Origin of the sequence: Gordonia sp. AC31 (assembly GCF_031844505.1) — a bacterium.
GTDB classification, from domain to species: Bacteria; Actinomycetota; Actinomycetes; order Mycobacteriales; family Mycobacteriaceae; genus Gordonia; species Gordonia hongkongensis.
This window is the reverse complement of the sequence record NZ_JAUZVK010000003.1, coordinates 195631-219995: the sequence shown is the minus strand read 5'-3', so window position 1 is coordinate 219995 and position 24365 is coordinate 195631. Positions and strand designations below refer to the sequence as shown.

General features: G+C 67.7%; 25 protein-coding genes and 1 pseudogene. 12 read left to right on the top strand and 14 right to left on the bottom strand.

The genetic code is table 11. The annotated features are described in order from the left end of the window. Nucleotides 1-14: 14 nt before the first annotated feature. Nucleotides 15-197: a bacterioferritin-associated ferredoxin gene (locus tag Q9R39_RS05375; RefSeq protein WP_058250667.1), complete on the bottom strand. Its 183-nt coding sequence runs from the start codon at nucleotides 195-197 to the stop codon at nucleotides 15-17. Nucleotides 198-346: 149 nt separating this feature from the next. Here Q9R39_RS05375 and Q9R39_RS05370 point away from each other — a divergent pair, with 149 nt between their 5' ends. Genes Q9R39_RS05370 through Q9R39_RS05360 form a run of 3 tightly spaced genes read left to right on the top strand, consistent with a single transcriptional unit; the run spans nucleotide 347 to nucleotide 3412 of the window. Continuing rightward, entirely contained in the window at nucleotides 347-1183 is an 837-nt protein-coding gene (locus tag Q9R39_RS05370) for an exodeoxyribonuclease III (RefSeq protein ID WP_311277179.1), read from the top strand. A gap of 23 nt (nucleotides 1184-1206) precedes the next feature. Then, a complete protein-coding gene (gene trpS, locus Q9R39_RS05365; RefSeq protein WP_311277178.1) occupies nucleotides 1207-2262 on the top strand; it encodes a tryptophan--tRNA ligase in 1056 nt (351 codons plus the stop codon). Nucleotides 2263-2311: 49 nt separating this feature from the next. Continuing rightward, nucleotides 2312-3412 carry a YhjD/YihY/BrkB family envelope integrity protein gene (locus tag Q9R39_RS05360; protein WP_311277177.1) on the top strand — a complete coding sequence of 367 codons (1101 nt, stop codon included), beginning with the start codon at nucleotides 2312-2314 and terminating at the stop codon, nucleotides 3410-3412. 21 nt (nucleotides 3413-3433) lie between these two features. Here Q9R39_RS05360 and Q9R39_RS05355 read toward each other — a convergent pair whose 3' ends face one another. From Q9R39_RS05355 to Q9R39_RS05340, 4 genes are all read right to left on the bottom strand, one after another. After that, entirely contained in the window at nucleotides 3434-4723 is a 1290-nt protein-coding gene (locus Q9R39_RS05355) for a D-alanyl-D-alanine carboxypeptidase family protein (protein ID WP_311277176.1), read from the bottom strand. Between the two features lie 10 nt (nucleotides 4724-4733). Further along, nucleotides 4734-5513, bottom strand: a complete 780-nt coding sequence (locus tag Q9R39_RS05350) for a type 1 glutamine amidotransferase (RefSeq protein ID WP_311277175.1) — start codon at nucleotides 5511-5513, stop codon at nucleotides 4734-4736. Between the two features lie 73 nt (nucleotides 5514-5586). Beyond that, nucleotides 5587-5985, bottom strand: a complete 399-nt coding sequence (locus Q9R39_RS05345; protein WP_311277174.1) for a hypothetical protein — start codon at nucleotides 5983-5985, stop codon at nucleotides 5587-5589. Between the two features lie 129 nt (nucleotides 5986-6114). Continuing rightward, a complete protein-coding gene (locus Q9R39_RS05340) occupies nucleotides 6115-7317 on the bottom strand; it encodes a cytochrome P450 (RefSeq protein ID WP_159370496.1) in 1203 nt (400 codons plus the stop codon). A 164-nt stretch (nucleotides 7318-7481) separates the two neighbouring features. On the opposite strand from Q9R39_RS05340, the gene Q9R39_RS05335 reads away from it, so the two are divergent. Further along, the gene (locus Q9R39_RS05335; protein WP_058250662.1) at nucleotides 7482-8060 is read left to right on the top strand and encodes a TetR/AcrR family transcriptional regulator; all 579 of its coding nucleotides are present in this window, start codon (nucleotides 7482-7484) and stop codon (nucleotides 8058-8060) included. Between the two features lie 42 nt (nucleotides 8061-8102). Here the strand turns inward: Q9R39_RS05335 and Q9R39_RS05330 are convergent, their stop codons facing one another. The 4 genes from Q9R39_RS05330 to sdhC are packed head-to-tail and all read right to left on the bottom strand — an operon-like array spanning nucleotide 8103 to nucleotide 11532. Beyond that, the gene (locus Q9R39_RS05330; protein ID WP_058250661.1) at nucleotides 8103-8891 is read right to left on the bottom strand and encodes a succinate dehydrogenase iron-sulfur subunit; all 789 of its coding nucleotides are present in this window, start codon (nucleotides 8889-8891) and stop codon (nucleotides 8103-8105) included. Beyond that, entirely contained in the window at nucleotides 8891-10645 is a 1755-nt protein-coding gene (gene sdhA / locus Q9R39_RS05325; RefSeq protein ID WP_058250660.1) for a succinate dehydrogenase flavoprotein subunit, read from the bottom strand. The genes Q9R39_RS05330 and sdhA overlap by 1 nt, the downstream gene beginning before the upstream one ends. Nucleotides 10646-10659: 14 nt before the next feature. Then, the gene (locus tag Q9R39_RS05320; protein ID WP_058250659.1) at nucleotides 10660-11115 is read right to left on the bottom strand and encodes a succinate dehydrogenase hydrophobic membrane anchor subunit; all 456 of its coding nucleotides are present in this window, start codon (nucleotides 11113-11115) and stop codon (nucleotides 10660-10662) included. Nucleotides 11116-11127: 12 nt separating this feature from the next. Beyond that, the gene (sdhC, locus tag Q9R39_RS05315; protein ID WP_058250873.1) at nucleotides 11128-11532 is read right to left on the bottom strand and encodes a succinate dehydrogenase, cytochrome b556 subunit; all 405 of its coding nucleotides are present in this window, start codon (nucleotides 11530-11532) and stop codon (nucleotides 11128-11130) included. Nucleotides 11533-11756: 224 nt separating this feature from the next. Here sdhC and Q9R39_RS05310 point away from each other — a divergent pair, with 224 nt between their 5' ends. The 3 genes from Q9R39_RS05310 to Q9R39_RS05300 are packed head-to-tail and all read left to right on the top strand — an operon-like array spanning nucleotide 11757 to nucleotide 14622. Next, nucleotides 11757-12161, top strand: a complete 405-nt coding sequence (locus Q9R39_RS05310) for a cytidine deaminase (protein ID WP_058250658.1) — start codon at nucleotides 11757-11759, stop codon at nucleotides 12159-12161. After that, nucleotides 12158-13495, top strand: a complete 1338-nt coding sequence (locus Q9R39_RS05305; RefSeq protein WP_211538162.1) for a thymidine phosphorylase — start codon at nucleotides 12158-12160, stop codon at nucleotides 13493-13495. The genes Q9R39_RS05310 and Q9R39_RS05305 overlap by 4 nt, the downstream gene beginning before the upstream one ends. Continuing rightward, nucleotides 13492-14622, top strand: coding sequence for an adenosine deaminase (locus Q9R39_RS05300; RefSeq protein WP_068971758.1), 1131 nt, complete (start codon nucleotides 13492-13494; stop codon nucleotides 14620-14622). The genes Q9R39_RS05305 and Q9R39_RS05300 overlap by 4 nt, the downstream gene beginning before the upstream one ends. A 44-nt stretch (nucleotides 14623-14666) precedes the next feature. Here the strand turns inward: Q9R39_RS05300 and Q9R39_RS05295 are convergent, their stop codons facing one another. The 3 genes from Q9R39_RS05295 to Q9R39_RS05285 all read right to left on the bottom strand — a co-directional run bounded on the left by Q9R39_RS05295 (nucleotide 14667) and on the right by Q9R39_RS05285 (nucleotide 17411). Beyond that, nucleotides 14667-15956 (bottom strand): primosomal protein, encoded by a 1290-nt coding sequence (locus Q9R39_RS05295; RefSeq protein WP_211538161.1) that lies wholly within the window; start codon nucleotides 15954-15956, stop codon nucleotides 14667-14669. A 124-nt stretch (nucleotides 15957-16080) separates the two neighbouring features. Further along, entirely contained in the window at nucleotides 16081-17040 is a 960-nt protein-coding gene (locus Q9R39_RS05290) for a C40 family peptidase (protein WP_211538160.1), read from the bottom strand. Next, nucleotides 17037-17411 carry a type VII secretion target gene (locus tag Q9R39_RS05285; protein WP_068971760.1) on the bottom strand — a complete coding sequence of 125 codons (375 nt, stop codon included), beginning with the start codon at nucleotides 17409-17411 and terminating at the stop codon, nucleotides 17037-17039. The genes Q9R39_RS05290 and Q9R39_RS05285 overlap by 4 nt, the downstream gene beginning before the upstream one ends. 119 nt (nucleotides 17412-17530) lie before the next feature. On the opposite strand from Q9R39_RS05285, the gene upp reads away from it, so the two are divergent. The 3 genes and pseudogenes from upp to Q9R39_RS05270 all read left to right on the top strand — a co-directional run bounded on the left by upp (nucleotide 17531) and on the right by Q9R39_RS05270 (nucleotide 20497). Continuing rightward, nucleotides 17531-18160 carry a uracil phosphoribosyltransferase gene (gene upp / locus Q9R39_RS05280; RefSeq protein WP_058250653.1) on the top strand — a complete coding sequence of 210 codons (630 nt, stop codon included), beginning with the start codon at nucleotides 17531-17533 and terminating at the stop codon, nucleotides 18158-18160. Nucleotides 18161-18237: 77 nt separating this feature from the next. Then, a pseudogene (locus Q9R39_RS05275) lies at nucleotides 18238-19120 on the top strand (integrase core domain-containing protein). 117 nt (nucleotides 19121-19237) lie between these two features. Then, on the top strand, nucleotides 19238-20497 hold the full coding sequence (locus Q9R39_RS05270) for an HNH endonuclease signature motif containing protein (protein WP_211538159.1): 1260 nt from the start codon (nucleotides 19238-19240) through the stop codon (nucleotides 20495-20497). Nucleotides 20498-20846: 349 nt separating this feature from the next. Here Q9R39_RS05270 and Q9R39_RS05265 read toward each other — a convergent pair whose 3' ends face one another. Both Q9R39_RS05265 and Q9R39_RS05260 read right to left on the bottom strand, forming a co-directional pair. Then, nucleotides 20847-21512 (bottom strand): hypothetical protein, encoded by a 666-nt coding sequence (locus Q9R39_RS05265; protein WP_078112066.1) that lies wholly within the window; start codon nucleotides 21510-21512, stop codon nucleotides 20847-20849. Between the two features lie 41 nt (nucleotides 21513-21553). Beyond that, a complete protein-coding gene (locus Q9R39_RS05260) occupies nucleotides 21554-22357 on the bottom strand; it encodes a purine-nucleoside phosphorylase (protein WP_311277172.1) in 804 nt (267 codons plus the stop codon). A 101-nt stretch (nucleotides 22358-22458) separates the two neighbouring features. Here Q9R39_RS05260 and Q9R39_RS05255 point away from each other — a divergent pair, with 101 nt between their 5' ends. Together Q9R39_RS05255 and Q9R39_RS05250 are read left to right on the top strand one after the other, a co-directional pair. After that, nucleotides 22459-23157, top strand: a complete 699-nt coding sequence (locus tag Q9R39_RS05255; protein WP_211538158.1) for an enoyl-CoA hydratase/isomerase family protein — start codon at nucleotides 22459-22461, stop codon at nucleotides 23155-23157. Beyond that, on the top strand, nucleotides 23157-24356 hold the full coding sequence (locus Q9R39_RS05250) for an amidohydrolase (RefSeq protein WP_058250648.1): 1200 nt from the start codon (nucleotides 23157-23159) through the stop codon (nucleotides 24354-24356). The genes Q9R39_RS05255 and Q9R39_RS05250 overlap by 1 nt, the downstream gene beginning before the upstream one ends. The last annotated feature ends 9 nt before the right edge of the window (nucleotides 24357-24365 follow it).

The window sequence follows — 24365 nt, the reverse complement described above, 5'->3', positions numbered from 1 at the left end:
GGTCGGAGGTCAGGTCATGCAGCGGTCGTCGCGGTTGACGCCCTTTCGCTCAGGATGGTGTGCAGTTCGTCCAGGCAGGTCCCGCAGCCTTCGCCCGCGCCGCAGCGGTCGCTGATCGCGTCGACCGTGTACGCGCCCGCATCGCAGTGCGCATGGACCTCGTCCACGGTGACGGCGCGGCATATGCAAACGAACATCTCGGAAACTCACCTTCGTGCCTGGATTAGGCAATGCTTACATATCTTAGGGTGTCCGCACAAGGGTTGCCTTACCTTTTATTGACGTCGTTCGAGTGGCGCGATCACGGCCAATGGGCTGTCGGACAGCCGCCGTAGGATGTGGCCCCGTGCCACTCACGATCTCCACGGTGAACGTCAACGGAATCCGCGCAGCGGTCAAACATCGGTCGGAGGCCAACCACGGCCTGCTGCCCTGGCTCGACACATCTGGACCGGATGTGGTCCTGCTGCAGGAGGTCCGCGCGAGCGAGGAACTCGCCCGCGACGCGCTGGCGCCGGTGCTCGACACCGGATGGCATCTGACGATGAGCGAGTCCTCGGTGAAGGGCCACGCGGGCGTCGGTGTGCTGACACGTAGCGCGCCGTCGGCGGTGCGCGTCGGATTCGGGAGCGCGGAGTTCGACGACCTCGGCCGCTATCTCGAAGTCGACGTCGACACCGACCTGGGGCCGCTGACCGCGGGAAGCCTGTACCTGCCCAAGGGTGCCGCGCTCTCCGACGCCGAAAAGGACATCGCCAAGCACGACGAGAAGGTCCGTTTCATGCGCGAGTTCGGCGCGTACCTGGATCGGTTGGTCCGTCGACGCCGCCACGTCGTCGTAGGTGGCGACTGGAACATCGCGCCCGCCGAAGCCGACATCAAGAACTGGAAGGGCAACCTCAAGAGCCCCGGCTTCCTACCGCACGAACGGGCCTGGGTGGCCGACCTGCTCGCCGCCGGGTGGCGCGACGTCATGCGCGAACTCTTCCCCGACGACGCCGGGCCCTACTCGTGGTGGTCGTGGCGCGGTAAGGCCTTCGACAACGATTCCGGATGGCGAATCGACTATCAGGTCACCAACAAGATGCTGGCCGGCCGGGCGACCAAGGCCGAGGTGGAACGTGCGGCGGCCTACGACCTCCGCTGGTCCGACCACGCTCCGGTCACCGTGCGGTACGAGTGACCGGGTCTGACAAACTGGGCGTCATGACCAGCGACGTAGAGCGCAACAGAGAGCCCGCGGCCGAATCAATGCCGACCCGTCCGCGTGTGCTGTCCGGTATCCAGCCGACGAGTGACTCCTTCCACCTCGGGAACTATCTCGGTGCGGTCCGGCAGTGGGTGGCCTTGCAGGACGACTTCGAGGCGTTCTACTTCATCCCGGACATGCACGCACTCACGGTGCCGTTCGACCCCAAGGTCCTCGCCGAACGCACCCGCCTGAGCGTCGCGCAATTGCTCGCCGTCGGTGTGGACCCCGAGCGGTCGACGATCTATGTGCAGTCCCACATCCCCGAGATCGCCCAACTGACGTGGGTCCTGTCGTGCATCACCGGTTTCGGCGAGGCCAGCCGGATGACCCAGTTCAAGGACAAGTCGGCCAAGCAGGGCGTCGACGCGGCGGGCGTCGGCCTGTTCACCTACCCCATCCTGATGGCCGCGGACATCCTCGCCTTTCAGGTCGATCGGGTTCCGGTCGGGGAGGACCAACGGCAGCATCTCGAACTCACCCGCGATCTCGCCCAGCGATTCAACTCCCGGTTCGGCAAGGTGCTGAAGGTGCCCCAAGCGCACATCGTCGCCGAGTTCGCCAAGATCTACGACCTGCAGAACCCGACGGCCAAGATGAGCAAATCCGCCGAGACCGACAAGGGTCTGATCAATCTGCTCGACGATCCGAAACGTTCGGCGAAGAAGATCCGGTCGGCTGTCACCGATACCGGTTCGGAGATCTGGTTCGATGTCGTCGAGAAGCCTGGTGTCTCCAACCTGCTGACCATCCAGTCGGCCCTGTCCGGTGTCGGCGTCGACGATCTGGTCGCCAAATACGAGGGCAAGGGATACGGCGACCTGAAGGTCGACACCGCGGACGTGCTGACCGAGTTCGTCACCCCGCTGCGCGGGCGGGTCGAGGAGTACCTGTCCGACCCGGCCGAACTCGACGCCATCCTGGCTCGGGGCGCGGCCCGCGCGCGTGCCATCGCCTCCGAGACGCTGGCGTCGGTCTATGACAAGGTGGGGTTCCTGGCGCCTGGCCGGTGAGACCGCATCCGCAGGACGCCGTCCCGCGATCCGACCAGGAAGGCGATCCATGACCTCCGCGCGCGACTCGGCGAGATCACCGGTGGACACGGCGAAATCGGCGGTGGACAAAGGGATGACGACCGTCGACAAGGGCAAGTCGGCCTTCGCCGCGGCGCGGGAGAAGTGGCCCGCCGTCGAGCACCTGGTGCAGACCGTCGAACGCTACAACGACCGGCGCGGAAACGTGTATGCGGCGGCCATCAGCTTCAACGGCATCCTCGCGCTCGTCCCGATCATCATGGTGGTGTTCTCGGTCGCCGCGTTCGTGTTGGCGAATCAGCCACAGCTGCTCGAGGACCTGCAACAGGCGGTTGTCGACGCCGCGCCCGGCAAGATGGGCGAGCAGCTCAGTGAGGTCATCGATTCGGCGATCTCCTCCCGCGCCGCGGTCGGGATCGTCGGTCTGATCGGTGCCGCCTTCACCGGGATCGGGTGGATCTCCGGCGTCCGGGTGGCCTTCACCGAGATGTACGGGGGTCGCGTCGACCGCAACCCCGTGCTGTCGAAGGTGTGGGATCTCCTCACGTTCGCATTGCTGGGCATGGCCTTCGCCGTGACGATGGCGCTGACGACGCTGGGCAACAGCGGGCTCACCACCACGATGCTCTCCTGGGTGGGCCTCGACGACGCGTCATGGGCCCCGGTCGTGGTGCGGGCCGTCGCCATCGTCGTGTCGGTGTTCGCCAGCTGGCTGCTCTTCACCTTCGTGCTGGCGCGGCTACCGCTGGTGCCGCTGCCCATGACGCACGCCATGAAGGCCGGACTGGTCATCGCGATCGCGTTCGAGCTGATGAAATCCCTTGGCGGGCTGTATCTCCAATCGGTCCTGGGCTCGCCGGCCGGGGTGGCGTTCGGTCCGATCTTCGGTGTGTTCGTCTTCGCGTACCTCGCGTCGCGGATCGTGCTGTATGCCACCGCGTGGTGCGCGACCGACCCCATCAACAGCAAGTACCAGGTGGTGGAAGAGTCGGACGCGGAACTGCACCGGCCGGTCCAGATCTCGCCGACGGTCGAGGTGAGCCCGGCGCCCCGGCCCGGCGCCCTCGCGGCCGCCGTCGGACTGGGCGCAGTCGCGGCCGCGCTGATCGGAGCCTTTCGGCGGCGTTGACCTCCGGCGCTGGTCGTCTGATCAGCGGCGTCCGGCGAGCTTCAACCCGATGAGCAGGAGGATGACCGCCGCGAGTGCGGCCACGAGCCCGATGAGGATCTGGACGGAGGTCGACGACGCCTGGTCGGAACCTGTTGCGACGGCGCGGTTCTCGGTCCGCGTCGGCGTTGGTGTCGAGGACGGTCCGGACGCGGCCGACGGCTCGACAAGGCGGCCCACCGAGATGGCGGGGTCGGTTCGGAATCCGTAGTCGAACATCGCCTTCGCCTGGTCCCAGTACAGATCCCCGTCGACGGACAGGCCGAACATCTGCACGATGATCACCGTCCGGCCGTCGCGTTCGGCGGCACCCACGAACGTCTTCCGTGCGTCGTCGGTGTAACCGGTCTTGCCGCCGAGCATTCCCGGATACCCATCGACGAGGAGGCGGTTGGTGCTGTACATGTCGTAGGGCGGATGATCTTTGTCGCCGGGCACATCTGGACGCCGCGGGTAGCCCGGGAAACGGAACGTGGGCATCGCGATGATCTCGCGAAAGGTCGGCTCGGTCATCGCGGCCCGGAACAGCAGCGCCAGATCGTAGGGCGAGGAGGACATCCCGGCGGCGTCCAGTCCGGACGGGCTGGCAGCACGCGTGTCCGTCGCGCCCAGCTGCGCGGCCCGGTCATTCATCTTCTCGAGTGTCGCGTCGATGCCGCCGAGCTGACGCGCGAGCGCATGCGCGCAGTCGTTGCCGGACACCAACAACAGTCCGGTGAGCACGTCGCGAACGGTGTAGACACCACCGGGCCCCATGCCACAGGAGTCGCCTTCGGTGCTCCAGTCCTCGACGGTGGGCACGACCGGCGCGGCGAGGTCGAGTTCGTCGAGTGCGACCAGTGCGAGCAGCACCTTGATCGTCGACGCGGGCCGGTAACGGCCGTGGGGATCCTTGGCGGCGATGACCTGTCCGGACTCGAGATCGGCGATCAACCAACCCGCGGAGGTCAGCAGTGGCGGAACGGGACCGGCCGACGGATCGGCGATGACCCCGCAACCGGCGAGTTGGTCACCGCCGACGGCCGGTGCGGGAACAGGAAGGGGAGTGGGGGTCGTCGAACCCGGTGCGACGACCTCGGATTCGTCGACGGCCGGAGGCGTGGCGACTTTGTGCGGGCAGTGATCGGTGACCGGCGTGGTGATCGCCGGAGGCGGTACGGTCGGCAGCGGGACGGCCACGGCCGGGCCGACGCGAAGGACGAGGCCGAGCACTCCGACGGTCAGCACGGCGACGAGCGCGCACGCGGTACGACGAGTCCACGTCGGGGTCATCGGCCGCACGTTACCAGCGGGGCCGTGCGCTGCCGACGACATCGTGCAACCAGCGCCGCATCACTGCCTCCGCCGTCGGCACGGTCACTTTCTCGGCGGCCGCGGCGTCGATCGGGAAGCGGTCGGTGGCCGACTCACCCAGGACCTCGGCCACCGCGGACCGTGATTCCTGGTGTGACAGCCACCCCCTGACGAGATCGCCGCCGGCTTCGAGGTGGAACTGCACTCCGTAGCAGTTGTCCACGCGGAACAACTGATTGACGCAGGCGTCGGAGGACGCGAGCAGGGTGGCCCCGGGTGGCAGGGTGAACGTGTCGAAATGCCACTGGACTGTGTCGATGTCGCGTGGTGCGGGTGCGATGACCGCCCCGCCCCACACCGGGTCGGCCATCCCTGCGTCGTTGAGACGCACCCGGCGTACACCGAGTTCCGGTATGTCGCTCGTGTGCACCTCGCCACCGAGAGCCGCTGCCAGCATCTGCGCGCCCAGACAGACACCCCAGATGGGCACACCGCGTTCACGGGCACGGCGGAGCAGGTCGATCTCGTCGGCGATCCACGGGATGCGGTCCGCGTCACCGACTCCCATCGCTCCGCCGAGAACGAGGATGGCGTCGAAATCCGCTGGATCGACGGTCGCGGGTTCGCGCCAGATCCGCAGGGTGGTCGTCTCGGTGATCGCGTGCAGGGCGGGTCCGTAGGCGCCGGGTGGTTCGGACTCCGCGTGCCGGATCTCCAAGACCCGCAACCGCTCCCGCGGGCGTTCGACCGGCTGTGTTCTGGTGCTCATGACGAGTTCAAGAGTACGGTCTCGGTGGCGATTCCTCTCACCGACGCGGGGGCGGAACCCACGCCGGGTTGCGTCAACCGGAATGACATGAACTCGTGGGACGGGACCCGTGCGCGGTGTGGTCGGCGACCCGTTCACTGTCGACCGTGATCTCACACCGTGCGAACCGCCCGCCGGACTGGAACAGCGCGTCGACCGGTGCCTCGGCCGCGGCCCGCGTGTACACCAACGACGCCTTGAACTTGCCGTCTGGATCTCGTTGCGACAGCGGCACTTCGGATTGGATGCGGAGTCTTCCGTCTGCGTCCGTCCACGCTGCGGCGCCGTTGTGCTCGTGGTCGGAGATCAGCGTGATCGTGATGCGTTGCGTGTCGGTGGTGGGCGCTGCCGCGGCCGGTGCGAACACCAGGAGGCACGCGAGGGCACTCACCGCGAGCGTCAGCAGCAGCCGGAACAGAAGGGCGCGGGCCATGAAGTACTCCGTTCGATGGGCGATCACCGGTCCGGCGACGGGCCGGGTTCCTCGGTACTCCTTCGACGCATCGGACGGCGTATCGGTTCCATCGGGCTGCTGAGTGGCAGCGAAGGCGAGGTCTTCCGGTCAGCTGATCGTCAGCGGCAGCGTGGTGAAACGACGGACGAGAACCCCGGGCTCCCACGCCGTCTGCGTCAGATCAACCCGGAAGTCAGTCGCGGAGCGCAGCAGATGCTCGACCGCGAGGCGCGCCTGCAATCGTGCCAGTGTCGCTCCGACACACAGGTGCAGGCCCTTGCCGAACGCCAGGTGCGACCGCCGCGCCGCCGGATCGAGATCGATCGCGCCGGGATAGTCGAAATGCGCGGGATCCCGATTGGCGGCACCCCACATCAGGAACACATGTGACCCCGCCGGCAATGCGGTGTCGCCCAGCGTCGTGTCGGCGACCACGTGCCGGAAATGCCCACGAAACGGGGTCTCGAGCCGAAGGGCCTCCTCCACGAACACCGGGATGAGCCCGGGGTCGCTGCGTAACCGTTCGACGACGTCGGGATGGCGGTCCAACAGCCAGACGGCACTGTTGAGCAGGCTCGTGGTCGACTCGGCCCCGGCGGCGACCAGCTGGAACAGGATCATCACCGCGGTCTCGTGATCGAGACCGCCCTCGGCGACGCGGCGTGCCACCTCGACCAGCGCGGTCGGCCCGCTCGCTTCGCTCCCGGCGCCGGTGTCATTGTGTGCGTTGCTCATCGCCGCCGACAGATACGCCGTCAGCTCACCGACCGCCGCGGTTGCCGTCGTCAGCTGGTCCGGCGTGATGACGCCGTCGATCAGGACGTTCGTCGCGATCGCCCACCGGGTCAGCGTGGCACGGTCGGCGACCGGCAATCCGATCACCGCCGTGGCGACCTCCATCGGAATCCGTTGCGCGACAGCGCTCACCCAATCGATCCGGCCACCACGGAGATCGTCGGCCCATGCCTCCGTGATGTATCGACGAATGGTCGGTTCGAGCTCGCGGGTACGTGCCGGAGACACCGACCGCATGGCGAGCTTCCGATGATCGCGGTGCCTGGCCCCGTCGGCGGTGGCGAGGACGTGCATAGCGTCGCCCAGGCCGGCGACCGGGAACTCCGAGACCGTGCCGTCGCCGTGCCACACCATCGTGGCGGTCAGGTTCGACGAGAAGTCCTCCGGGCGTCGGACCGCGTCGGCGATCAGGTCCCAGGAGCCGACGGCGAAGAACGATGAATCCCCGATTCGCTGCACGGGCGAACCGGTGTGCAGACGCGAGTAGAAGGTCGTGGGATCGGCGGTGGTGTCCATGGAGTCCAGCGTGGGCGACCCCGGGCCGTCGATGCACGCATATCCCCGAAGTCGAGATCGGTGAGAAGTCACGACACCATCCGGTGTCTCAGGCTAGCCTCGTGAACAGCTGGAACGTCCTTCATCGACAGGATGGTTCGTCTCACCATGAGAACGGCGGAGCGATGGCCCGGGACTGGCTGGTCGACGGAGACCGGCACGATGCTGCACGCGAGCGTCTGATCGCGCACGCGGCGGCCCTCATCGCACGCCGTGGCCTCGACGGGTTCGACCTCGACGAGCTCGGTCGTCGGGCGCACTGTTCGAGGGCGACGATCTACCGCCATGCCGGCGGTCGGTCCGCGCTGATCGAGTCCGTGCTGGCCACCACGTCGGCACCGGTGCTCGCCGCCATCCGTGCGACCGTCGCGGATCTCACCGGGCCCGATCGCGCCCAGACGGCGATCATCGAGACCCTGCGCGCACTACGCGGCGACCGGGTCATCCGGCAGTTCCTCCGGCCCGACAACCTCATCGGCGCGACGCCAACCGTCCTGTCGTCCCCCGCGGTGCACGCGGTGGCCGCCGATCTGGTCGGCGTCGACCCCGATGATCCCGCGGATGCACGGTTCCTCATCCGTTCCGTTCTCGCCCTGCTGCTCTGGCCCGCCGAACCCGACGAGGAGGCGCGGAGCGCGGAATCGATCGTCGCCGGCATCTTCCGTCGGGACCCCGGCACCGACGACGACGGCCCGCACCCCTGAGGGTGCGGGCCGTTGCCGGGCTGCAGAGAAAGTTCGAATCGGCTAGCGCGAGAACATGAGTGCGCGCTTGACCTCCGAGATCGCCTGGGTGACCTGAATGCCACGCGGGCACGCGTCGGTGCAGTTGAACGTGGTGCGGCAACGCCACACACCGTCGACGTCGTTGAGGATGTCGAGACGCTCGACGGCCCCCTCGTCGCGGCTGTCGAAGATGAACCGGTGCGCGTTGACGATCGCGGCGGGACCGAAGTACGAACCCTCGGTCCAGAAGACCGGGCAGCTCGTCGTACAGCAGGCGCACAGGATGCACTTGGTGGTGTCGTCGAACCGGGCGCGGTCGGCCTGGCTCTGGATGCGTTCGCGGGTCGGCTCGTTACCCGAGGTGATCAGGAACGGCTTGATCGCGCGGAACGCGTCGAAGAACGGTTCCATGTCGACCACGAGATCCTTCTCCACCGGCAGGCCGCGGATCGGCTCGATGGTGATCGTGATCTCCTTGGACTTGTCCTTCGGGAGCATGTCCTTCATCAGCAGCTTGCAGGCGAGACGGTTGACGCCGTTGATCCGCATCGCGTCCGACCCGCACACGCCGTGGGCGCAACTACGACGGAACGTGAGCGTCCCGTCCAGGTAGCCCTTCACGTACAGGAGCAGGTTGAGCAGGCGGTCGGTCGGCAGCGCCGGGACGCGGAAGCTCTCGAAGCCCTGGGCGTCGGGATTCTCCGGGTTGAAGCGGAAGATCTTGAGCGTCACCATGGTGGCCTCGTCGGGCACCGGAGGCAACGGCGGATCGTCGGAAGACGGTGCGGGCTTGTCCAGAACAGATGTCATCAGTACTTACGCTCCATCGGCTCGTAGCGGGTTTCCACGACCGGCTTGTACTCCAACTCGATGTCTGAAAGGAGGTCCGTGCCCTTTTTATAGGCCATGGTGTGCCGCTTGTAGTTGACGTCGTCACGATCCGGGTAGTCCTCGCGTGCGTGACCGCCGCGCGACTCCTTGCGGTTCAGGGCTCCGGCCACCGTCACCTCCGCCATCTCCAGCAGGAAGCCGAGTTCGATGGCCTCGAGGAGATCGCTGTTGAAGCGCTTGCCCTTGTCATGGACTCGAATGTGGGCGTAGCGCTCCTTGAACCGGTGGATGTCGGTCAGGGCCTGCTTGAGGGTCTCCTCGGTGCGGAACACCGAGGCGTTCGCGTCCATCGAGGCCTGCAGCTCGGTACGGATGTCGGCGACGCGCTCGTGTCCGTGGTCGCTGAGCAGCAGCTCGAGCCACGAGTCGACCATCTCGGTGGGCGTCTCGGGAAGCTCGGCGAACTCGGCCGAGTTCGCGTAGTCCGCGGCCGCGATCCCCGCGCGTCGTCCGAAGACGTTGATGTCGAGCAGTGAGTTGGTGCCCAGCCGGTTGGCTCCGTGGACCGACACGCACGCACACTCGCCGGCGGCGTACAGGCCGTGGACGACCTCGTCGTTGTTGCGCAGCACCTGACCGTTGATGTTGGTCGGTATGCCGCCCATGACGTAGTGACAGGTGGGGAACACCGGCACGTACTCGGTGACCGGGTCGACGCCGAGGTAGGTACGGGCGAACTCGGTGATGTCGGGGAGCTTCTCGTTGAGGACGTCCTCGCCGAGGTGGGTCACGTCGATGTAGACGTAGTCCTTGTTCGGCCCGGCGCCGCGACCTTCGAGTACCTCGAGCACCATCGACCGGGCCACGATGTCGCGCGGCGCGAGGTCCTTGATGGTGGGGGCGTAGCGCTCCATGAAACGCTCGCCGTCGGCGTTGCGCAGGATGCCGCCCTCACCGCGGACCGCCTCCGAGATGAGGATGCCGAGCCCCGCGAGACCCGTCGGATGGAACTGGTGGAACTCCATGTCCTCGAGGGGCAGGCCCTTGCGGAAGATGATGCCCATGCCGTCGCCGGTCAGCGTGTGCGCGTTCGAGGTCGTCTTGTACATACGGCCCGAGCCGCCGGTGGCGAACACGATCGACTTGGCGTGGAAGACGTGGATCTCGCCGGTCGCGAGCTCGTAGGCGACGACACCGGTCGCGACCTGCTCGCCCTTCTCGTTCTCCGTGAGGCAGATGTCGAGGGCGTAGAACTCGTTGAAGAACTCGACGTCGTGCTTGACGCAGTTCTGGTAGAGCGTCTGCAGGATCATGTGGCCGGTGCGGTCGGCGGCGTAGCAGGCCCGCCGGACCGGGGACTTGCCGTGATCGCGGGTGTGGCCGCCGAAGCGTCGCTGATCGATCTTGCCCTCGGGTGTCCGGTTGAAGGGCAGGCCCATCTTCTCGAGATCGAGCACCGCGTCGATGGCCTCCTTGGCCATGATCTCGACGGCATCCTGATCGGCGAGGTAGTCACCACCCTTGACGGTGTCGAAGGTGTGCCACTCCCAGTTGTCTTCCTCGACGTTGGCGAGTGCCGCACACATGCCGCCCTGGGCCGCGCCGGTGTGGCTGCGGGTCGGGTACAGCTTGGTCAGCACCGCGGTGCGGGCCCGAGGGGCGGCTTCGATCGCCGCGCGCATGCCTGCGCCGCCGGCGCCCACGATGACGACGTCGTAGCGATGTTCCTGCATGTTGTGGGTCTCCTTTAGCCGACGCTGTTGACGTCGAAGGTCAGGAGGGCGTAGGTGCCCATCGTGAGGACGAGGATCATCGACACGGCGAGCAGCACGTTCAGCCAGAAACGGGTCGAGTCCTTGCGGGAGTAGTCGGCGATGACGGTGCGCACACCGTTGCCGCCGTGCAGTTGGGCCAGCCACAGCATGGTGAGGTCCCAGATCTGCCAGAAGGGTGAGCTCCACCGCGCGGCGACGAACGAGGAGTCGATGCGGTGCACGCCGCCGTCCCAGGCCAGCATGATGAACATGTGGCCGATCGTCAGGACGACGAGCAGCAGCCCGGAGAACCGCATGAACAGCCATGCGTTCTTCTCGAAGTTGCCGCCCTTGGGCTTGCGGGGCGAGCGCGGGTTGTCCAGGCTCGCGGGACGGTCGTGCTGAGTACCGAGGGTCTTGGCGACACCGGTGGCTTCCGAGGTGGTCATCTCTGGTGTCTCCTACAGGTGGCTGAACATGATCTGCAGCAGGCGGACCGTGCCGGCACCGAAGACGATGACGAACAGGGTCATGGCCACCCACAGCATCTGTCGCTGGTACTTGGGTCCCTTGGACCAGAAGTCCACGAGGATCAGGCGCACACCGTTGAAGGCGTGGAACAGGACGCACGCGACCAGGGCAATCTCCATGAGACCGATGATCGGCGTCTTGTAGGTCTCGATGATCTCGTCGTACTGATTGGGGTCGACTCGGATGACCGCGGTGTCGAGCACGTGTACGAAGAGGAAGAAGAAGATCGTGACGCCGGTGATGCGGTGCAGGACCCACGACCACATGCCGGGATCGCCGCGATAAAGAGATCGTCTGCGCACCGGGTCGGGTGCGACTTCGGTCGAGGTGCTCATCGGGAAAGTGGCCTCCAACATCGTCGATGGACGCGTCGAATCGGCATGCTCCGACTCGACCATGGACCCATACGAAGAGACTCTAAACCCATGCACATTCCGGTGGTAAATTGCCCGAACCGATCTGGGCGACAAGACATTACGACTTAGGTTTGCCTTACCCAAGCTTTGCGGTGATGAAATCCGGATGAACGGCCGATGACGCCGGGCGACAGGAGATCCACGTGGTTACAGAAATCGATTGGGATGTGTTGCGGGACAAGGCCAGATCGATGATCGGTCGTGCTTACGCACCCTACTCCCGGTACCCGGTGGGCGCCGCCGGGATCACAGCCGAGGGCGGTGTCGTCGCCGGTTGTAATGTGGAAAATGTCTCATATGGCCTGGGTATCTGCGCCGAGGTCGCACTGGTCGCGGCCCTGGTGAACGACGGAGGCGGAGCGCTGCGGGCGGTCAGCGTCTGCGACGCCCGCGGGGCGGTTCTGATGCCGTGCGGACGGTGCCGACAGGTCCTGCTCGAACACGGCGGGCGCGAGCTCCTCGTCGACCACCCCGGTGGTCCCCGGATGCTCGCCGAGCTGCTTCCCGATGCCTTCGGACCCGACGATCTCGAGGCGGTCCGTTCATGACGGTCGACGCCCGGGAGATCATCCACGCGGTGTCGGTGATCGCCACCAAGCGGGGCGGACACGAACTCGCCGACGCACAGATCGCGTGGATGGTCGACGGCTACACCCGCGGCGAGGTGGCGGCGGAACAGATGTCGGCATTGCTGATGGCCATATATCTGCGCGGGATGAATCGCCGTGAGATCGCGTCCTGGACGCACGCGATGATCGACAGCGGGCGCCGGATGGACCTGTCCGGTCTGCAGCGGGACGGGCGGCCGCTGGCCACCGTGGACAAACACTCCACCGGCGGCGTCGGGGACAAGATCACCCTCCCGCTCACGCCGCTCGTCGCGTCGTTCGGTGTCGCGGTGCCGCAGCTGTCCGGTCGGGGGCTCGGTCACACCGGTGGGACGCTCGACAAGCTGGAGTCCATCCCGGGGTGGCGGGCCGAGGTGAGCACGTCTGACATGCTCGACCAGCTCGAGCGGGTCGGCGCGGTCATCTGTGCCGCAGGCGCCGACCTGGCACCCGCCGATCGCAAGCTCTACGCCCTGCGCGATGTCACGGGCACGGTCGAGTCCATTCCGCTGCTGGCGTCGTCGATCATGAGCAAGAAGATCGCCGAGGGCACCGGTGCGCTGGTCCTCGACGTCAAGACCGGGTCGGGTGCCTTCCTGCCCGACGAGGACGACGCGCGCGAACTGGCGTCGACCATGGTCGAACTCGGTCACGACGCCGGTGTCGACACCCGTGCGGTCATCACCGACATGGGCACACCGCTCGGACTCGCGATCGGCAACGCCGTTGAGGTGGCCGAGTCGGTGGAGGTACTCGCCGGCGGCGGACCCGCCGACGTCGTCGAACTGACCCTGGCCCTCGCCCGGGAGATGCTCGACGCCGCTGGGCTCGTCGACGCCGACCCCGCAACCCATCTCGCCGACGGCCGGGCGATGGACACGTGGCGGGCGATGATCGCGGCGCAAGGTGGCGACCCCGATGCGCCCCTGCCGACGGCGCGCCACCACGACACCGTGACCGCGTCGGGCGACGGCATCGTCACCGAGATGGACGCGCGCGCGGTCGGCGACGCCGCGTGGCGACTCGGCGGCGGCCGATCGCAGCCGGGGGAGGCGGTCGCGGCAGAGGCGGGAGTGACCATCCATGCGAAGCCCGGTGATCGTGTCCGAGCCGGTCAACCGCTGTTCACCCTCCACACGCAGGATGAGGACCGGATCCCCGGAGCCCGCTCCTGCCTGGCCGGGGCGACGACCGTGGGGCCCGACTCCGCCGAACACGCGGGCGGCGCGCGCACCCGTCCACTGATCATCGACCGCGTTAGGTTTCCATCATGACGACGCTGACCCCGGCGAACATCTCCCTCGCCCCGAAGGTGCTCCTCCACGACCACCTCGACGGCGGACTCCGGCCCGCGACGGTCCTCGAGTTGGCCCACGAGGTGGGATACGACGGCCTCCCGGCGGATGAGAACGGCAGGCAGATCGACGACGCCGAGACGCTCGGGCAGTGGTTCCGACGTGCGGCCGACAGCGGCTCGCTCGAGCGCTACCTCGAGACCTTCTCGCATACGGTCGCGGTGATGCAGACCGTCGGCGGGTTGGAACGCGTCGCGCGCGAGTGCGTGGAGGACCTCGCCGCCGACGGGGTCGTGTACGCCGAGGTGCGTTATGCGCCCGAACAGCATCTCGAAGGCGGGCTGACCCTCGACGAGGTCGTCGAAGCGGTGCTGCGGGGCTTCGCCGAGGGCGAGGCGGTCGCGGCCGAGCGGGGCCGGACGATCACCGTGCGGTGCCTGGTCACCGCGATGCGCCACGCCGCCCGGTCACGCGAGATCGCCGAACTCGCGGTCCGCTACCGGGACCGGGGTGTCGTCGGTTTCGACATCGCCGGCGCCGAGGCGGGGCATCCGCCGACCCGCCATCTCGACGCCTTCGAATACATGCGGGCCAACTGTGCGCCCTTCACCATCCACGCCGGCGAGGCATTCGGGCTGCCGTCGATCCACGAGGCCATCGGCTTCTGCGGGACGGACCGGTTGGGTCACGGCGTCCGCGTCTTCGACGACATCGAACTCCCGGAGGGGGTCGATCTCGCGGCGCACTCGTTCGCGGGTGCGCGGCTGGGTCAGGTGGCGAACATCGTGCGGGACAAGCGGATTCCGCTGGAGCTGTGCCCGAGTTCGAATGTGCAGACCGGGGCGGTCGGTTCACTCGCCGAGCATCCGTTCAACGTGTTGGCGCGCCTACGGTTCCGGGTGACGGTGAACACCGACAACCGATTGATGTCCGACACCACCATGAGCAAGGAATTCGGCCTGCTCGCCGATCGGTTCGGCTACGGCTGGGCGGATTTCGAACGGTTCACGGTGAACGCGATGAAGTCGGCGTTCATCCACTTCGACGAGCGGCTGGCGTTCATCGACGACGTGATCAAGCCCGGCTACGCGGTGCTGCTCGGCTGAGCAGCACCGTCGCGGCCGGTTATGGGCGGAGAGGACTGCGCCCGTCAGCCCTTCTTGGTGAGCCGGGCCTCGAAGTCGTGCTCGAGCGCGCGCCACGCCTCGGCCTCGTTGTCGAACGGACCGCTGGGCGCCATGCGCTTGGGGTCGGGGTTGACGGTGTAGTCGACGAACCATCCCAGCGGGGTGGTGGTGCCGAGGGCCTCGGAGACCGTGTTGTCACCGGCGTAGTCGGCTGCGTCGGTGAAGAGTTCGACGGCGAGGTCGAGCTGGTCGCGATCCATTCGGCGGGGGCCGTCGGCGATGTCGTCGGCGAGACCCGGCAGGACGTAGACGTTGTCGTCGATGACGTCGAACTCGAGGGATCCGTTGGTCGCCTCGGTGCGGACCTCGTCGAACGTGGACAGGTCGGCGAGGTCATGCGTGTTGTCGTCGGCGAGGAACCGCGAGAGCGAGCGCGCCGAGGTGAACACGAAGATCTTGCCCTTGGTGCCGAGGAACACCGGGTCGTCTCCGAGATAGCACCGCAGTGTCAGGTACTCGTTCGCGCTGGTGACGATCTTGATCGGGTCGATGCCGACCGACGCCCAGAAATCGTCGTCGTCGTAGTCGTCCTCGTCCTCGTCGTCCGTGTCCTCTTCGAGGTCATCGTCGTCGGCGGCGTCCGAGGACTCGGCGTCGGGGGCACCGACGATCTCGATGTCATCGTCGGTCGGCTCGTCCTCGTCCTCGGCGGACGCGGCGGCCTCGAGTTCGGCCTCGGCGGTCTCGACGGCCTTGGCGTCCACCTTCGGTGTGCTGATGACACCGTCGATGGCATCGAGCACGTCATCCCAGTGCTTGGCGATGAGCCGGCCGATGCGCACCCAGAGGTCGGTGCCCTCGCGGCCGTCGAAGTTGCGTGTGCCGGTGGTGACGGCGCCCAGGATCGGGTTGCCGTTGAAGAACTTGGTGACCGGTGTCAGTTCGCAGACCTCACCGAGGATGCGCACGATCTCGAGTGCGTCTTCGAGTTCGGCGATGACCTCGGCGGTGGGGTCCTCCGCGGCGAGCTCGGGTACGCCGACGAGGTCGTAGCTGTGGCGCTCGTCGGGGACCAGTTCATCGGCCTGCAGGCCGACCACGGTCGACCACGCCGGATGCTCGACGAGATCGTTGTCCTCGTTGGTGCGGATGAACGCGGCGAGCTCGGCGACAGAGGGCAGGACGTACAGGTCCTCGTCCAGTCCGAGGAAGGCCTCCCATTCGTCATCGCCCTCACGCCAGCGGGGTGCCCACAGGGTGAAGCTGTTTCCGTCGGTGAGTCCGAGCTCAATCGGGACGATGTCTCCGGCCATGGGGACACAGCCTAGCGATTGTCGGCGGCGGATCCAGTAGTGCCCCCACAGACGGTCGGTGGTGTGCCGACGACTTTTCGATGAACTCCTGACTCGCCCGCGGGTGCGACCATCGGCGCGGCTCTCATCGTGGACGGAAGAATCCTTCGAATGCCTGGTCGAGGTTCGAGGTTCGCACCGGCGAGACGCCTACGGGGTCACCGGCTTCGATCATTTGACCATTGCCGATGTACATCGCCACGTGGCCGGACCACACCGCGAGGTCTCCGGGCTGCAGCTGCGCCTGGGACACCTGATACCCGGCGGTGTCCTGCTCCTGGGCGAGGCGGGGGATTTCGAGCCCGGCCTGCCGGTAGGCCCACTGTGTGAAGCCGCTGCAGTCGAATCCGTCGGGCGTCGTCCCGCCCCAGACATAGGGCACCCCGCGTTGACTCAGCGCGGCCCGCACCGCGGTCGCCGCGCGTTCGTTCGGAGCGTGGGCGACCGAGCCGTCGGGCAGCGTGATGGGGACGCCGCCGGGCGTGGGGACGGGCGACAGTCTGGCGGCGTCGCCGCCTGCGACTCCGACCATCTCGGCCGGCGCCGTGCGGCGGGCCAGGGCGGCCATCGCCTCGGTGTCGGAGCCGAGCTCGGCGCGAGCACGACCGATGATCTCCACGCCGCGGCTCAGATGCTCGACGGCGATCGGCAGGACCGCGAGAAGGACTGCCGGAGTGGCCAATCCGCCGTTGAGGCCACGGACATGCCGTTCCAGGGAGTCCACGAGGCCGTTCAGCGCGGTCGACGCCATGTGGACGGTACGGCCGGCGCTCTCGACGAGCCGGCCGAACTGGGCGGCGCATTCGGTGAGTTCGGTGAGTCGGCGCTGGTTCGCCGCGGTCGCGGCTGCGGCTCCGGCGGCCCCGGCTCCGTCCCACCGCGTGCGGACGGACTCGGCGGCCGACGTCGACCGCTGGCGCACCGACTCGACGGTGCCCGCTACGGTCCGGACCTGCTCGGCGGGGTTGCCCGGTGCCAGGATGCCGGTCCCCAGCGCGGCGATCAGTTGCCGCAGTGGCTCGATGAGGAGTTCGACGGGGATCACAGCGTCAGCTCACCGGCCGTCGCGATCCGGTCGGCGGCGGCGCAGTCGCAGTCGGCGTAGGACGTTGCGGCCGAGCTCGTCGTGAGTCCGACGCGTTCCTCGCGCGCCGTCGCGGCCTCGATGGTGCGACGGTGCAGGTCGAGGAACTCGACGACGGCGGTGAGGAACTCGATGCCGATGAGACCGAAGGTGATGGCTAGTTCGACCACGGCGGCGTCGTCGCTGCCGGTCCCGCCCTCGAGCATCTGGGCGTTCGTGCGGTGTGCGCCGGAGAACTCGTGCAGCGCAGACGAATCGGCGAACAGTCGGCCACCTGTGTCCGGGCCTGGCCGGGTGGGTGCGGGATAGGGATGGGGGGAGGACGGGCTCATGGGTTTTCGACGCGGCGCGGCCCCGTTGGGTTCCATCAAATTCTCGCGGCGACCCAGACCGGCGTGGTGGAGCTCGCCCAAGCGGCACGCGAGCGCCGGGGAGGAAATAGGGTGTCGGCATGGAGTCCCTGATCGTCGACCATCCCCTCGCAGCCGCGCGTCTGACCACGATGCGTGACGAGACCACCGACAACGCCGGATTCCGGGCTGCGCTGTCCGACCTCACCCAGATGCTGATCTACGAGGCGCTTGCCGGTGCGCCGCGCGCCGACGTCGCGATCAACACGCCGATGACCGCGCACACGGGATCGAGGCTGGCATCCCCGCCTCTCCTGGTCCCGGTCCTGCGGGCCGGCCTCGGGATGGTCGAGCAGGCGCACGCGATGGTGCCCGAGGCGCATGTCGGTTTCGTGGGCCTCGCCCGCGACGAGGAGACCGCACAACCCGTGCCGTACCTGGAGTCGCTGCCGGAGGACCTGTCGGGACGGCCGGTGTTCGTCCTCGACCCCATGCTCGCCACCGGCGGCTCCATGCTCCACACCATCGAGTTGCTGGTCGCCCGCAATGCCACCGACATCACCGCCGTGTGTGTCGTCGCCGCACCTGAAGGGGTTGCGGCGCTGGAGAATTCCGGTCACCCGTGCCGGCTCGTCGTGGCTGCCGTGGACGACGGGCTCAACGAGGTCAACTACATCGTGCCCGGTCTCGGTGACGCGGGCGACCGGCAGTTCGGTCCGAGGTATTCGTGAGTATGGCTGAACCTCGCGCGGCACGTCGCTGAGACAAGCCACACGTCGTCATTCAAAGGCCCTCATGACCCGCCCTGATGTTCTTTTCGCCGAACGCCGCCGTCTGGTACTGGCAGGATGCTTCGTCGATCACCGATCACGGACGGCCGCTGCGGTGGGCCGCCGGACGGTTTGAATGCTCGAGCGACGGCCGAGAAACGGGTCGACGGCTACCGCGTTCACGGCGAAGCCGGCATGACAGATCACTCCAGCCGCCCCACCTGTCACCCAACGAACCCCGGTGCGACGTGAACGTCGAATCATCGAGCTACGCCTATCTCCCCGCCGGGACGCAGCTCCTATTGCCACGCATCTACTGCTGCGAGATCGACCGTCGAGGCGGTGCTGCGCCGATACGGGATGCCACTGTTGCGACACCTCGCCCAGGCCACCGCGCTGCCGGTACGCCGAACCCCACCGCGCCGCTTAGATCACGGCGCTCCCGGAGGCCTCCATATCGTCGACGACCACACTCGGCTGCGTACTCCGAGATCCTCACCGACGAACGCACAGAGACCGATACGCAATTCTGGGGCCGGGCACGCCCTTCTTCCACGCGCACGGCATCACGGACAAGAGTTGTTGACCGACTACGGCGGCAGTTGCCGCCCAGGGCTTTCCGCGCATGCCCTCGGCCATGAGATCGCGCACCAGAGACCCGTCTGTACCGGCCACAGACCACAACAGAGTTGAACGCTTCCACCGGTTGCTCGCCTCGGAAAGGGCCTACGCGAGGTCTACACCACTGAGGCCGCCCGAGCGGCGACCTACGACGACTGGCTGCACGACTACGAAAACCACCGAATCCACACCGGTATCGGCGGATTCGCCCGAACGCCTACGCGTCCACAACTTCACCGGGGCTACAGCGAGTCCGCGGCAAGAACACCGTTGGAAGAACGAATTCCGAAACGGGTGTGACTGAAGTTCACCACTGTCATCGATCCACGCACTGCAAACGCACGGTGGACGAAAAGCGCTGCACAGTCATTGGTTTCGTAATTTCTGGGCTTGTGGAGTTTTCTCGTAATCGAATGGATGTTCCTGTACCTTGGAGTCATGTCAGAGCTAGCCACTCTCCTCGATCAACTCATCGAGACCACCCCACCCGCCGACGACCCCACCGGCAGAGCAACATTCGACGCCCTCGACACATGGCGCCTGATCCGCAACCTTGCTGATCATCAGATCGTCACCCACGCAGCGCAACTCGACGAACTCGGCGTCGCGCAGAAAGCCGGCAGTACCACCAAGAAGTTGCTGATCGAAAGCGGCCACGCACCTGCCGCTGCTCTTCGCACCGTGCGAAGTGTCAACGCCCTACCGACGCTGCCCGTGGTGGCGCGTCACGCGGCCGACGGGAGACTGGCTGGCGAGATCGTCGACGCCATCGTGCGCGGGGTGAACGAGATCGAGAAACGTTGTCACGAAGGGCTTTCCGACGACGATCGCACCCGGCATGAGAGCGAGCTCGTCGCCCAGGCGCTGTCGGGCGCGACACCGACTGAAGTACTCAAGCACGCTCGAGCCATCGGCAACACACTCTGCGACGACTCTGACACCGGTGTACCGGCGGCCGACGACCCATCGCTGAACTCGGTCAACGCACACACCACCGACGACGGCCGCGTCGAGGTCCGTGCCGATCTCACCCAGGTGGTCGGCGAGAAGTTCCTGGCCATGATCGACGAACGCTCCTGCCCAAAACCCGAACCCGACGGAGCCGAGGATCGTCGCACCGCCGAGCAACGCCGCGCCGACGCTTTCGAGTTGATCCTCGACCAAGCCGCGATCGGCGCGACCATCGATACCGTTGGTTCCCCGCGCACGCAACTGATGCTGACGATCCCCGCGACCGGAGAGCTGGCAACGCTGCCGTGGACCGGGACGGTCAGCCAAGCGACCGCCAAAAAGGTGTCGTGCGACGGGTCCCTGACCGAGATAATCCTCGACCGTGAGGGCGTACCGCTGCAGATGGGTCACACCCGCCGGTTGTATCCGGCACACCTCCGCAAAGCAATCATCGTGCGCGACGCCTGCTGCATCAAATGCGGTGCACCACCCTCACATACCCAAGTCCACCACATCCGGTCATGGGCCGACGGCGGACCCACCGACCTCGACAACGGCTGCCTGCTCTGCCAACGCTGCCACACCCAGGTCCACCACCACGGCTGGGACATCGTCATTGGTTACGACCGGCACCCGTGGCTCATCCCACCCGCGTCGATCGACCCGCACCGCCGGCCACTACCCGCCTACAACCGACGCACCATGCGACTCGACGACGCCGCCTGACCACACCTTCGCGCAGCACCTTCCGCACCCGGGCCACACCCGGGACCGAACCTGTCCCTTGACAACTCAACAGTGTCACCCCAGCGGCAACCGCCCGTACGAGACCGGAACGTCTCGTCGTCGTGGGTGGAAGGCGACTGCCGAGCGCCGAATGAGGGCCCGGACCTGGGCCAGTGCTGCCGGGTGTTCCAAACTGCCGGGGACGGTGGTCGTCTGTGCCCCAGGCGAACTGGCGGCACGTCCAAGCGGGGGCGGCAACGTCGGCGTGGCAACGGTCGTCCCGTCACGCACGCTTCGAATTACGGTGACCGGGCTGCGCCGAACCGCGGTCAGCGAGGTGCGGCGGGTCTCAGCCGGGCAGCGACCAGTACGCGAGCATCGGCTCCTCGGTGAGCACGGCGCCGCCGTCGACGATGGTGAGACTTGTCGGCGAGACGAGGTAACGCACCGAACCGTTGCGCGCCTCGAAGGTGTCGCCGGTGCGGGTCGGGAACTGGAGTTCGATCCCGCCCTCGGGTGCGGCGCCCTTGTAGTACAAGCGGCCCGTCTGGGTGCCCACCTGGCAGATCACCACGCGCGACCGGGCGGTCTGTCCGACGGCCACGGCGGGGTCGTCGGCGGCGTTGCAGCGGGGGCCGCTGGTGAATCCCTGCCAGTCCGCGCCGGCGACGGTGGGGGTCGGCCGGACCGGGGGCGGCGGCGTCGTGGTGGTGGTCGCGGTGGTGGGGGTCGTCGTCTCCGCGGGGCGGGTGACGGTACTCGTGAAGGTCGACGCCGACGGTTGTCCGCCGTCCGCGCTGTCGCGGTCCGCGGACTCGTCGTCCGCGGGGATCAGGAGCAGCGCCGCGAGGACGCCCACCACCACCAGCAGCACGCCCGCGCCGATCGCCACCAGCACCGCCGGCGACGACCACGGGGACCGAGGCGGGCCAGGTGGCACCGGGCCCTGCGGGTAACCGCCCGACGGATAGCCATACTGGGGATAGCCGCCTGGACCGCTCGGTGGATAGGTCATCTCGCTCCTTCGGTTCGGCCGGCCGCCGGTTCCGTTCGGTCCTACAGTTCGCCGATGATCAGGGCCAACAGCTCGCCCATCCGGGTTGCCGACGCGCGGCCGACCTCCAGGACCTCTGCGTGGCTCAGGTGTTCGCCGGTCATGCCGGCCGCGAGGTTGGTGACAAGGGAGATGCCGAGCACGTCGAGTCCGGCGGCGCGCGCCGCGATGGTCTCGTGCACGGTCGACATCCCGACCAGGTCCGCACCCATCGTCCGCAACATCCGGATCTCGGCGGGGGTCTCGTAGTGCGGGCCGGGGAGCCCGGCGTAGACCCCATCGGCGAGGCCCGGGTCGATGCCGCGCGCGATCTGTCGCAGCCGCGGTGAATACGCATCGACCAGGTCGACGAACTGGGCCCCGACCAACGGGGAGCGGGCCGTGAGATTCAGATGATCCGAGATGAGCACGGGTTGCCCGACCGACATGTCCTCGCGCAGACCGCCCGCCGCGTTGGTGAGCACGACGGTGTGGACACCGGCCGCGGCTGCGGTGCGGACCGGGTGGACCACGCGAGCGAGGTCGTGGCCCTCGTAGGCGTGAATACGTCCCAGCATTAACAGGACTCGTCGATCACCGATCCGGACGGAGTGGACCACGCCGCCGTGGCCGGCGGCCTTGGGCGGGACGAATCCCGGGATCGACGCCATCGGCAACGAGCGGATGGGCCGCCCGAAGGCGTCGGCGGCGGGTGACCATCCCGACCCGAGGATGACGGCCACATCGTGTGTAGCGGCGTCGGTCTCGGCAGCGATCGTGGCCGCGGCGACGATGGCCGCGGCATCGGGGTCGGCGGTGGGCTCCATGCGCCAACCCTAAACCGTTCCCCGGCCCACACGGCCGCGCGTCGCACCGCGCCGACCGATCGGGTCGGTGGCGACGAGACCGGGAGCGATAAGGTCGGGACATGCCATTTCTGAACGGTGACGGGGAGGTCGTCGAGCTCCATCTCGGAGCGCGCGGTGAGGAGATCAGCGAGTCCAATCCGGAGAACCGCTTCCGGGCCGACTGGTTGGACGAGGTCGATGCACTGCTGGACCAGGTGGTCGCCGACCCGACACGACCGCTGGTGATCACCGCCACCGGGAAGTTCTTCTCCAACGGCCTGGACACCGACCACATCTTCGCCGCTCCCGACCAGCTGCCCGGTTACCTCGACCGCGTGCACGCCCTGTACGCGAAGGTGCTCACCCTGCCCGTTCCGACGGTCAGCGCCGTCAACGGACACGCCTTCGGCGCCGGAGCGATGCTCGCGTTGTGTACCGACCACGTCCTGATGCGCACCGAACGCGGTTTCTGGTCGCTGCCCGAGGCCGCTCTCACCATGCCGTTCACCCGTGGGATGGCCACGTTGCTGCGCACCCGACTGACCGATCGCACCGCCACCGAGGCGATGTACACCAGCCGGCGGTACGGCGCCGACGACGCGGTGCGTGCGGGAATCGTCGACGAGGCCGTGGACGCCGAGCTCCTCGTGAAGCGGGCCACCGAGATCGCGGCCGCCCGCTCCGCGACCGCCGGACCCAACCTGGCGCTGATCAAGCGCGGACTCCGTGGCCCCCTGCTCGACGACCTCGCACGTCAGACCCCGCCCGGAGTCTTCTGATGTCGGCCGCGGGAGCGGACTTCGCCGCGGCGGACGATCCCATCGACGCCTGGCTGGCCGAGCACGGCGGCGATCTCATCGCGTGGCGCCGGCAGATCCATGCGCATCCGGAACTGTCCCGGCAAGAGGTCCGCACCACCGAGCTGGTGATGAGCGAGCTCACCGCTGCCGGACTCACCCCGCGCCGGCTGCCGCTGGGCACCGGAGTGGTGTGCGACCTCGGTCCCGCCGGTGAGCCCCGTATCGCGCTGCGCGCGGACATGGATGCCCTGCCGGTGACCGAACACACCGGCCTGCCGTTCACCTCGGCGGTGGAGGGCGCGTCGCACTCGTGCGGTCACGACGCGCACACGGCCATCCTGATCGGCGTCGCGAAGCTCCTCGCCGCGGCCGAACCACTTCCGGTCGGCGTGCGTCTGATCTTCCAGGCCGCCGAGGAGGTCATGCCCGGCGGAGCCCTCGACGCCATCGAGGCGGGCGTCACCACCGGTCTCGGCCGCATCTTCGCCCTGCACTGCGACCCTCGCCTGCCGGTCGGCACGGTCGGCCTGCGGTCCGGCCCGTTGACGTCCGCGGCCGACCACATCGATCTGCAACTGCACTCGGCCGGCGGGCACACGTCGCGGCCGCACCTCACCGGGGATCTCATCTACGCGATGGGCACGGTGATCACCGGCCTGCCCGGGGTGCTGTCGCGACGGATCGACCCGCGTTCGGGCACGGTGATGGTGTGGGGCGCGGCGAATGCCGGCAGCGCCGCCAACGCCATCCCGCAGGAGGGTCGCATGCGCGGCACGGTCCGCACCGGCGATCACGCCACCTGGGCCCAGCTCGAACCGCTGGTCCGCAGCGTCGTCGGCGAGCTGCTGGCACCGCTCGGCGTCCGTTACGACCTCTCGTACTTCCGCGGGGTGCCGCCGGTCGTCAACGACGAGGTCGCGGTCGGGATGTTCGAACGGTCGGTCGCCGCGATCGGGCCCAACGCGATCGCGGACACCCCGCAGTCACCCGGCGGCGAGGATTTCTCCTGGTATCTCGAACACGTGCCGGGAGCGATGGCCCGCCTCGGCGTGTGGGACGGATTCGGACCGCAGGTCGATCTGCACGCGCCCAACTTCGATCTCGACGAACGTGCCCTCGCCATCGGTGTGCGCGCGCTCGCCGGGATCGTGCTGAACGCGACCAGCGCCGCCGGCTAGGACACCTCG

Bases quoted from the DNA above. Each gene is read 5' to 3' on its own strand.
- Q9R39_RS05375 (WP_058250667.1), bottom strand. From the start codon at position 197: ATGTTCGTTTGCATATGCCGCGCCGTCACCGTGGACGAGGTCCATGCG.
- trpS (WP_311277178.1), top strand. From the start codon at position 1,207: ATGACCAGCGACGTAGAGCGCAACAGAGAGCCCGCGGCCGAATCAATG.
- Q9R39_RS05360 (WP_311277177.1), top strand. From the start codon at position 2,312: ATGACCTCCGCGCGCGACTCGGCGAGATCACCGGTGGACACGGCGAAA.
- Q9R39_RS05355 (WP_311277176.1), bottom strand. From the start codon at position 4,723: ATGACCCCGACGTGGACTCGTCGTACCGCGTGCGCGCTCGTCGCCGTG.
- Q9R39_RS05350 (WP_311277175.1), bottom strand. From the start codon at position 5,513: ATGAGCACCAGAACACAGCCGGTCGAACGCCCGCGGGAGCGGTTGCGG.
- Q9R39_RS05345 (WP_311277174.1), bottom strand. From the start codon at position 5,985: ATGGCCCGCGCCCTTCTGTTCCGGCTGCTGCTGACGCTCGCGGTGAGT.
- Q9R39_RS05340 (WP_159370496.1), bottom strand. From the start codon at position 7,317: ATGGACACCACCGCCGATCCCACGACCTTCTACTCGCGTCTGCACACC.
- Q9R39_RS05335 (WP_058250662.1), top strand. From the start codon at position 7,482: ATGGCCCGGGACTGGCTGGTCGACGGAGACCGGCACGATGCTGCACGC.
- Q9R39_RS05330 (WP_058250661.1), bottom strand. From the start codon at position 8,891: ATGACATCTGTTCTGGACAAGCCCGCACCGTCTTCCGACGATCCGCCG.
- sdhA (WP_058250660.1), bottom strand. From the start codon at position 10,645: ATGCAGGAACATCGCTACGACGTCGTCATCGTGGGCGCCGGCGGCGCA.
- Q9R39_RS05320 (WP_058250659.1), bottom strand. From the start codon at position 11,115: ATGACCACCTCGGAAGCCACCGGTGTCGCCAAGACCCTCGGTACTCAG.
- sdhC (WP_058250873.1), bottom strand. From the start codon at position 11,532: ATGAGCACCTCGACCGAAGTCGCACCCGACCCGGTGCGCAGACGATCT.
- Q9R39_RS05305 (WP_211538162.1), top strand. From the start codon at position 12,158: ATGACGGTCGACGCCCGGGAGATCATCCACGCGGTGTCGGTGATCGCC.
- Q9R39_RS05300 (WP_068971758.1), top strand. From the start codon at position 13,492: ATGACGACGCTGACCCCGGCGAACATCTCCCTCGCCCCGAAGGTGCTC.
- Q9R39_RS05295 (WP_211538161.1), bottom strand. From the start codon at position 15,956: ATGGCCGGAGACATCGTCCCGATTGAGCTCGGACTCACCGACGGAAAC.
- Q9R39_RS05285 (WP_068971760.1), bottom strand. From the start codon at position 17,411: ATGAGCCCGTCCTCCCCCCATCCCTATCCCGCACCCACCCGGCCAGGC.
- upp (WP_058250653.1), top strand. From the start codon at position 17,531: ATGGAGTCCCTGATCGTCGACCATCCCCTCGCAGCCGCGCGTCTGACC.
- Q9R39_RS05270 (WP_211538159.1), top strand. From the start codon at position 19,238: ATGTTCCTGTACCTTGGAGTCATGTCAGAGCTAGCCACTCTCCTCGAT.
- Q9R39_RS05265 (WP_078112066.1), bottom strand. From the start codon at position 21,512: ATGACCTATCCACCGAGCGGTCCAGGCGGCTATCCCCAGTATGGCTAT.
- Q9R39_RS05260 (WP_311277172.1), bottom strand. From the start codon at position 22,357: ATGGAGCCCACCGCCGACCCCGATGCCGCGGCCATCGTCGCCGCGGCC.
- Q9R39_RS05255 (WP_211538158.1), top strand. From the start codon at position 22,459: ATGCCATTTCTGAACGGTGACGGGGAGGTCGTCGAGCTCCATCTCGGA.
- Q9R39_RS05250 (WP_058250648.1), top strand. From the start codon at position 23,157: ATGTCGGCCGCGGGAGCGGACTTCGCCGCGGCGGACGATCCCATCGAC.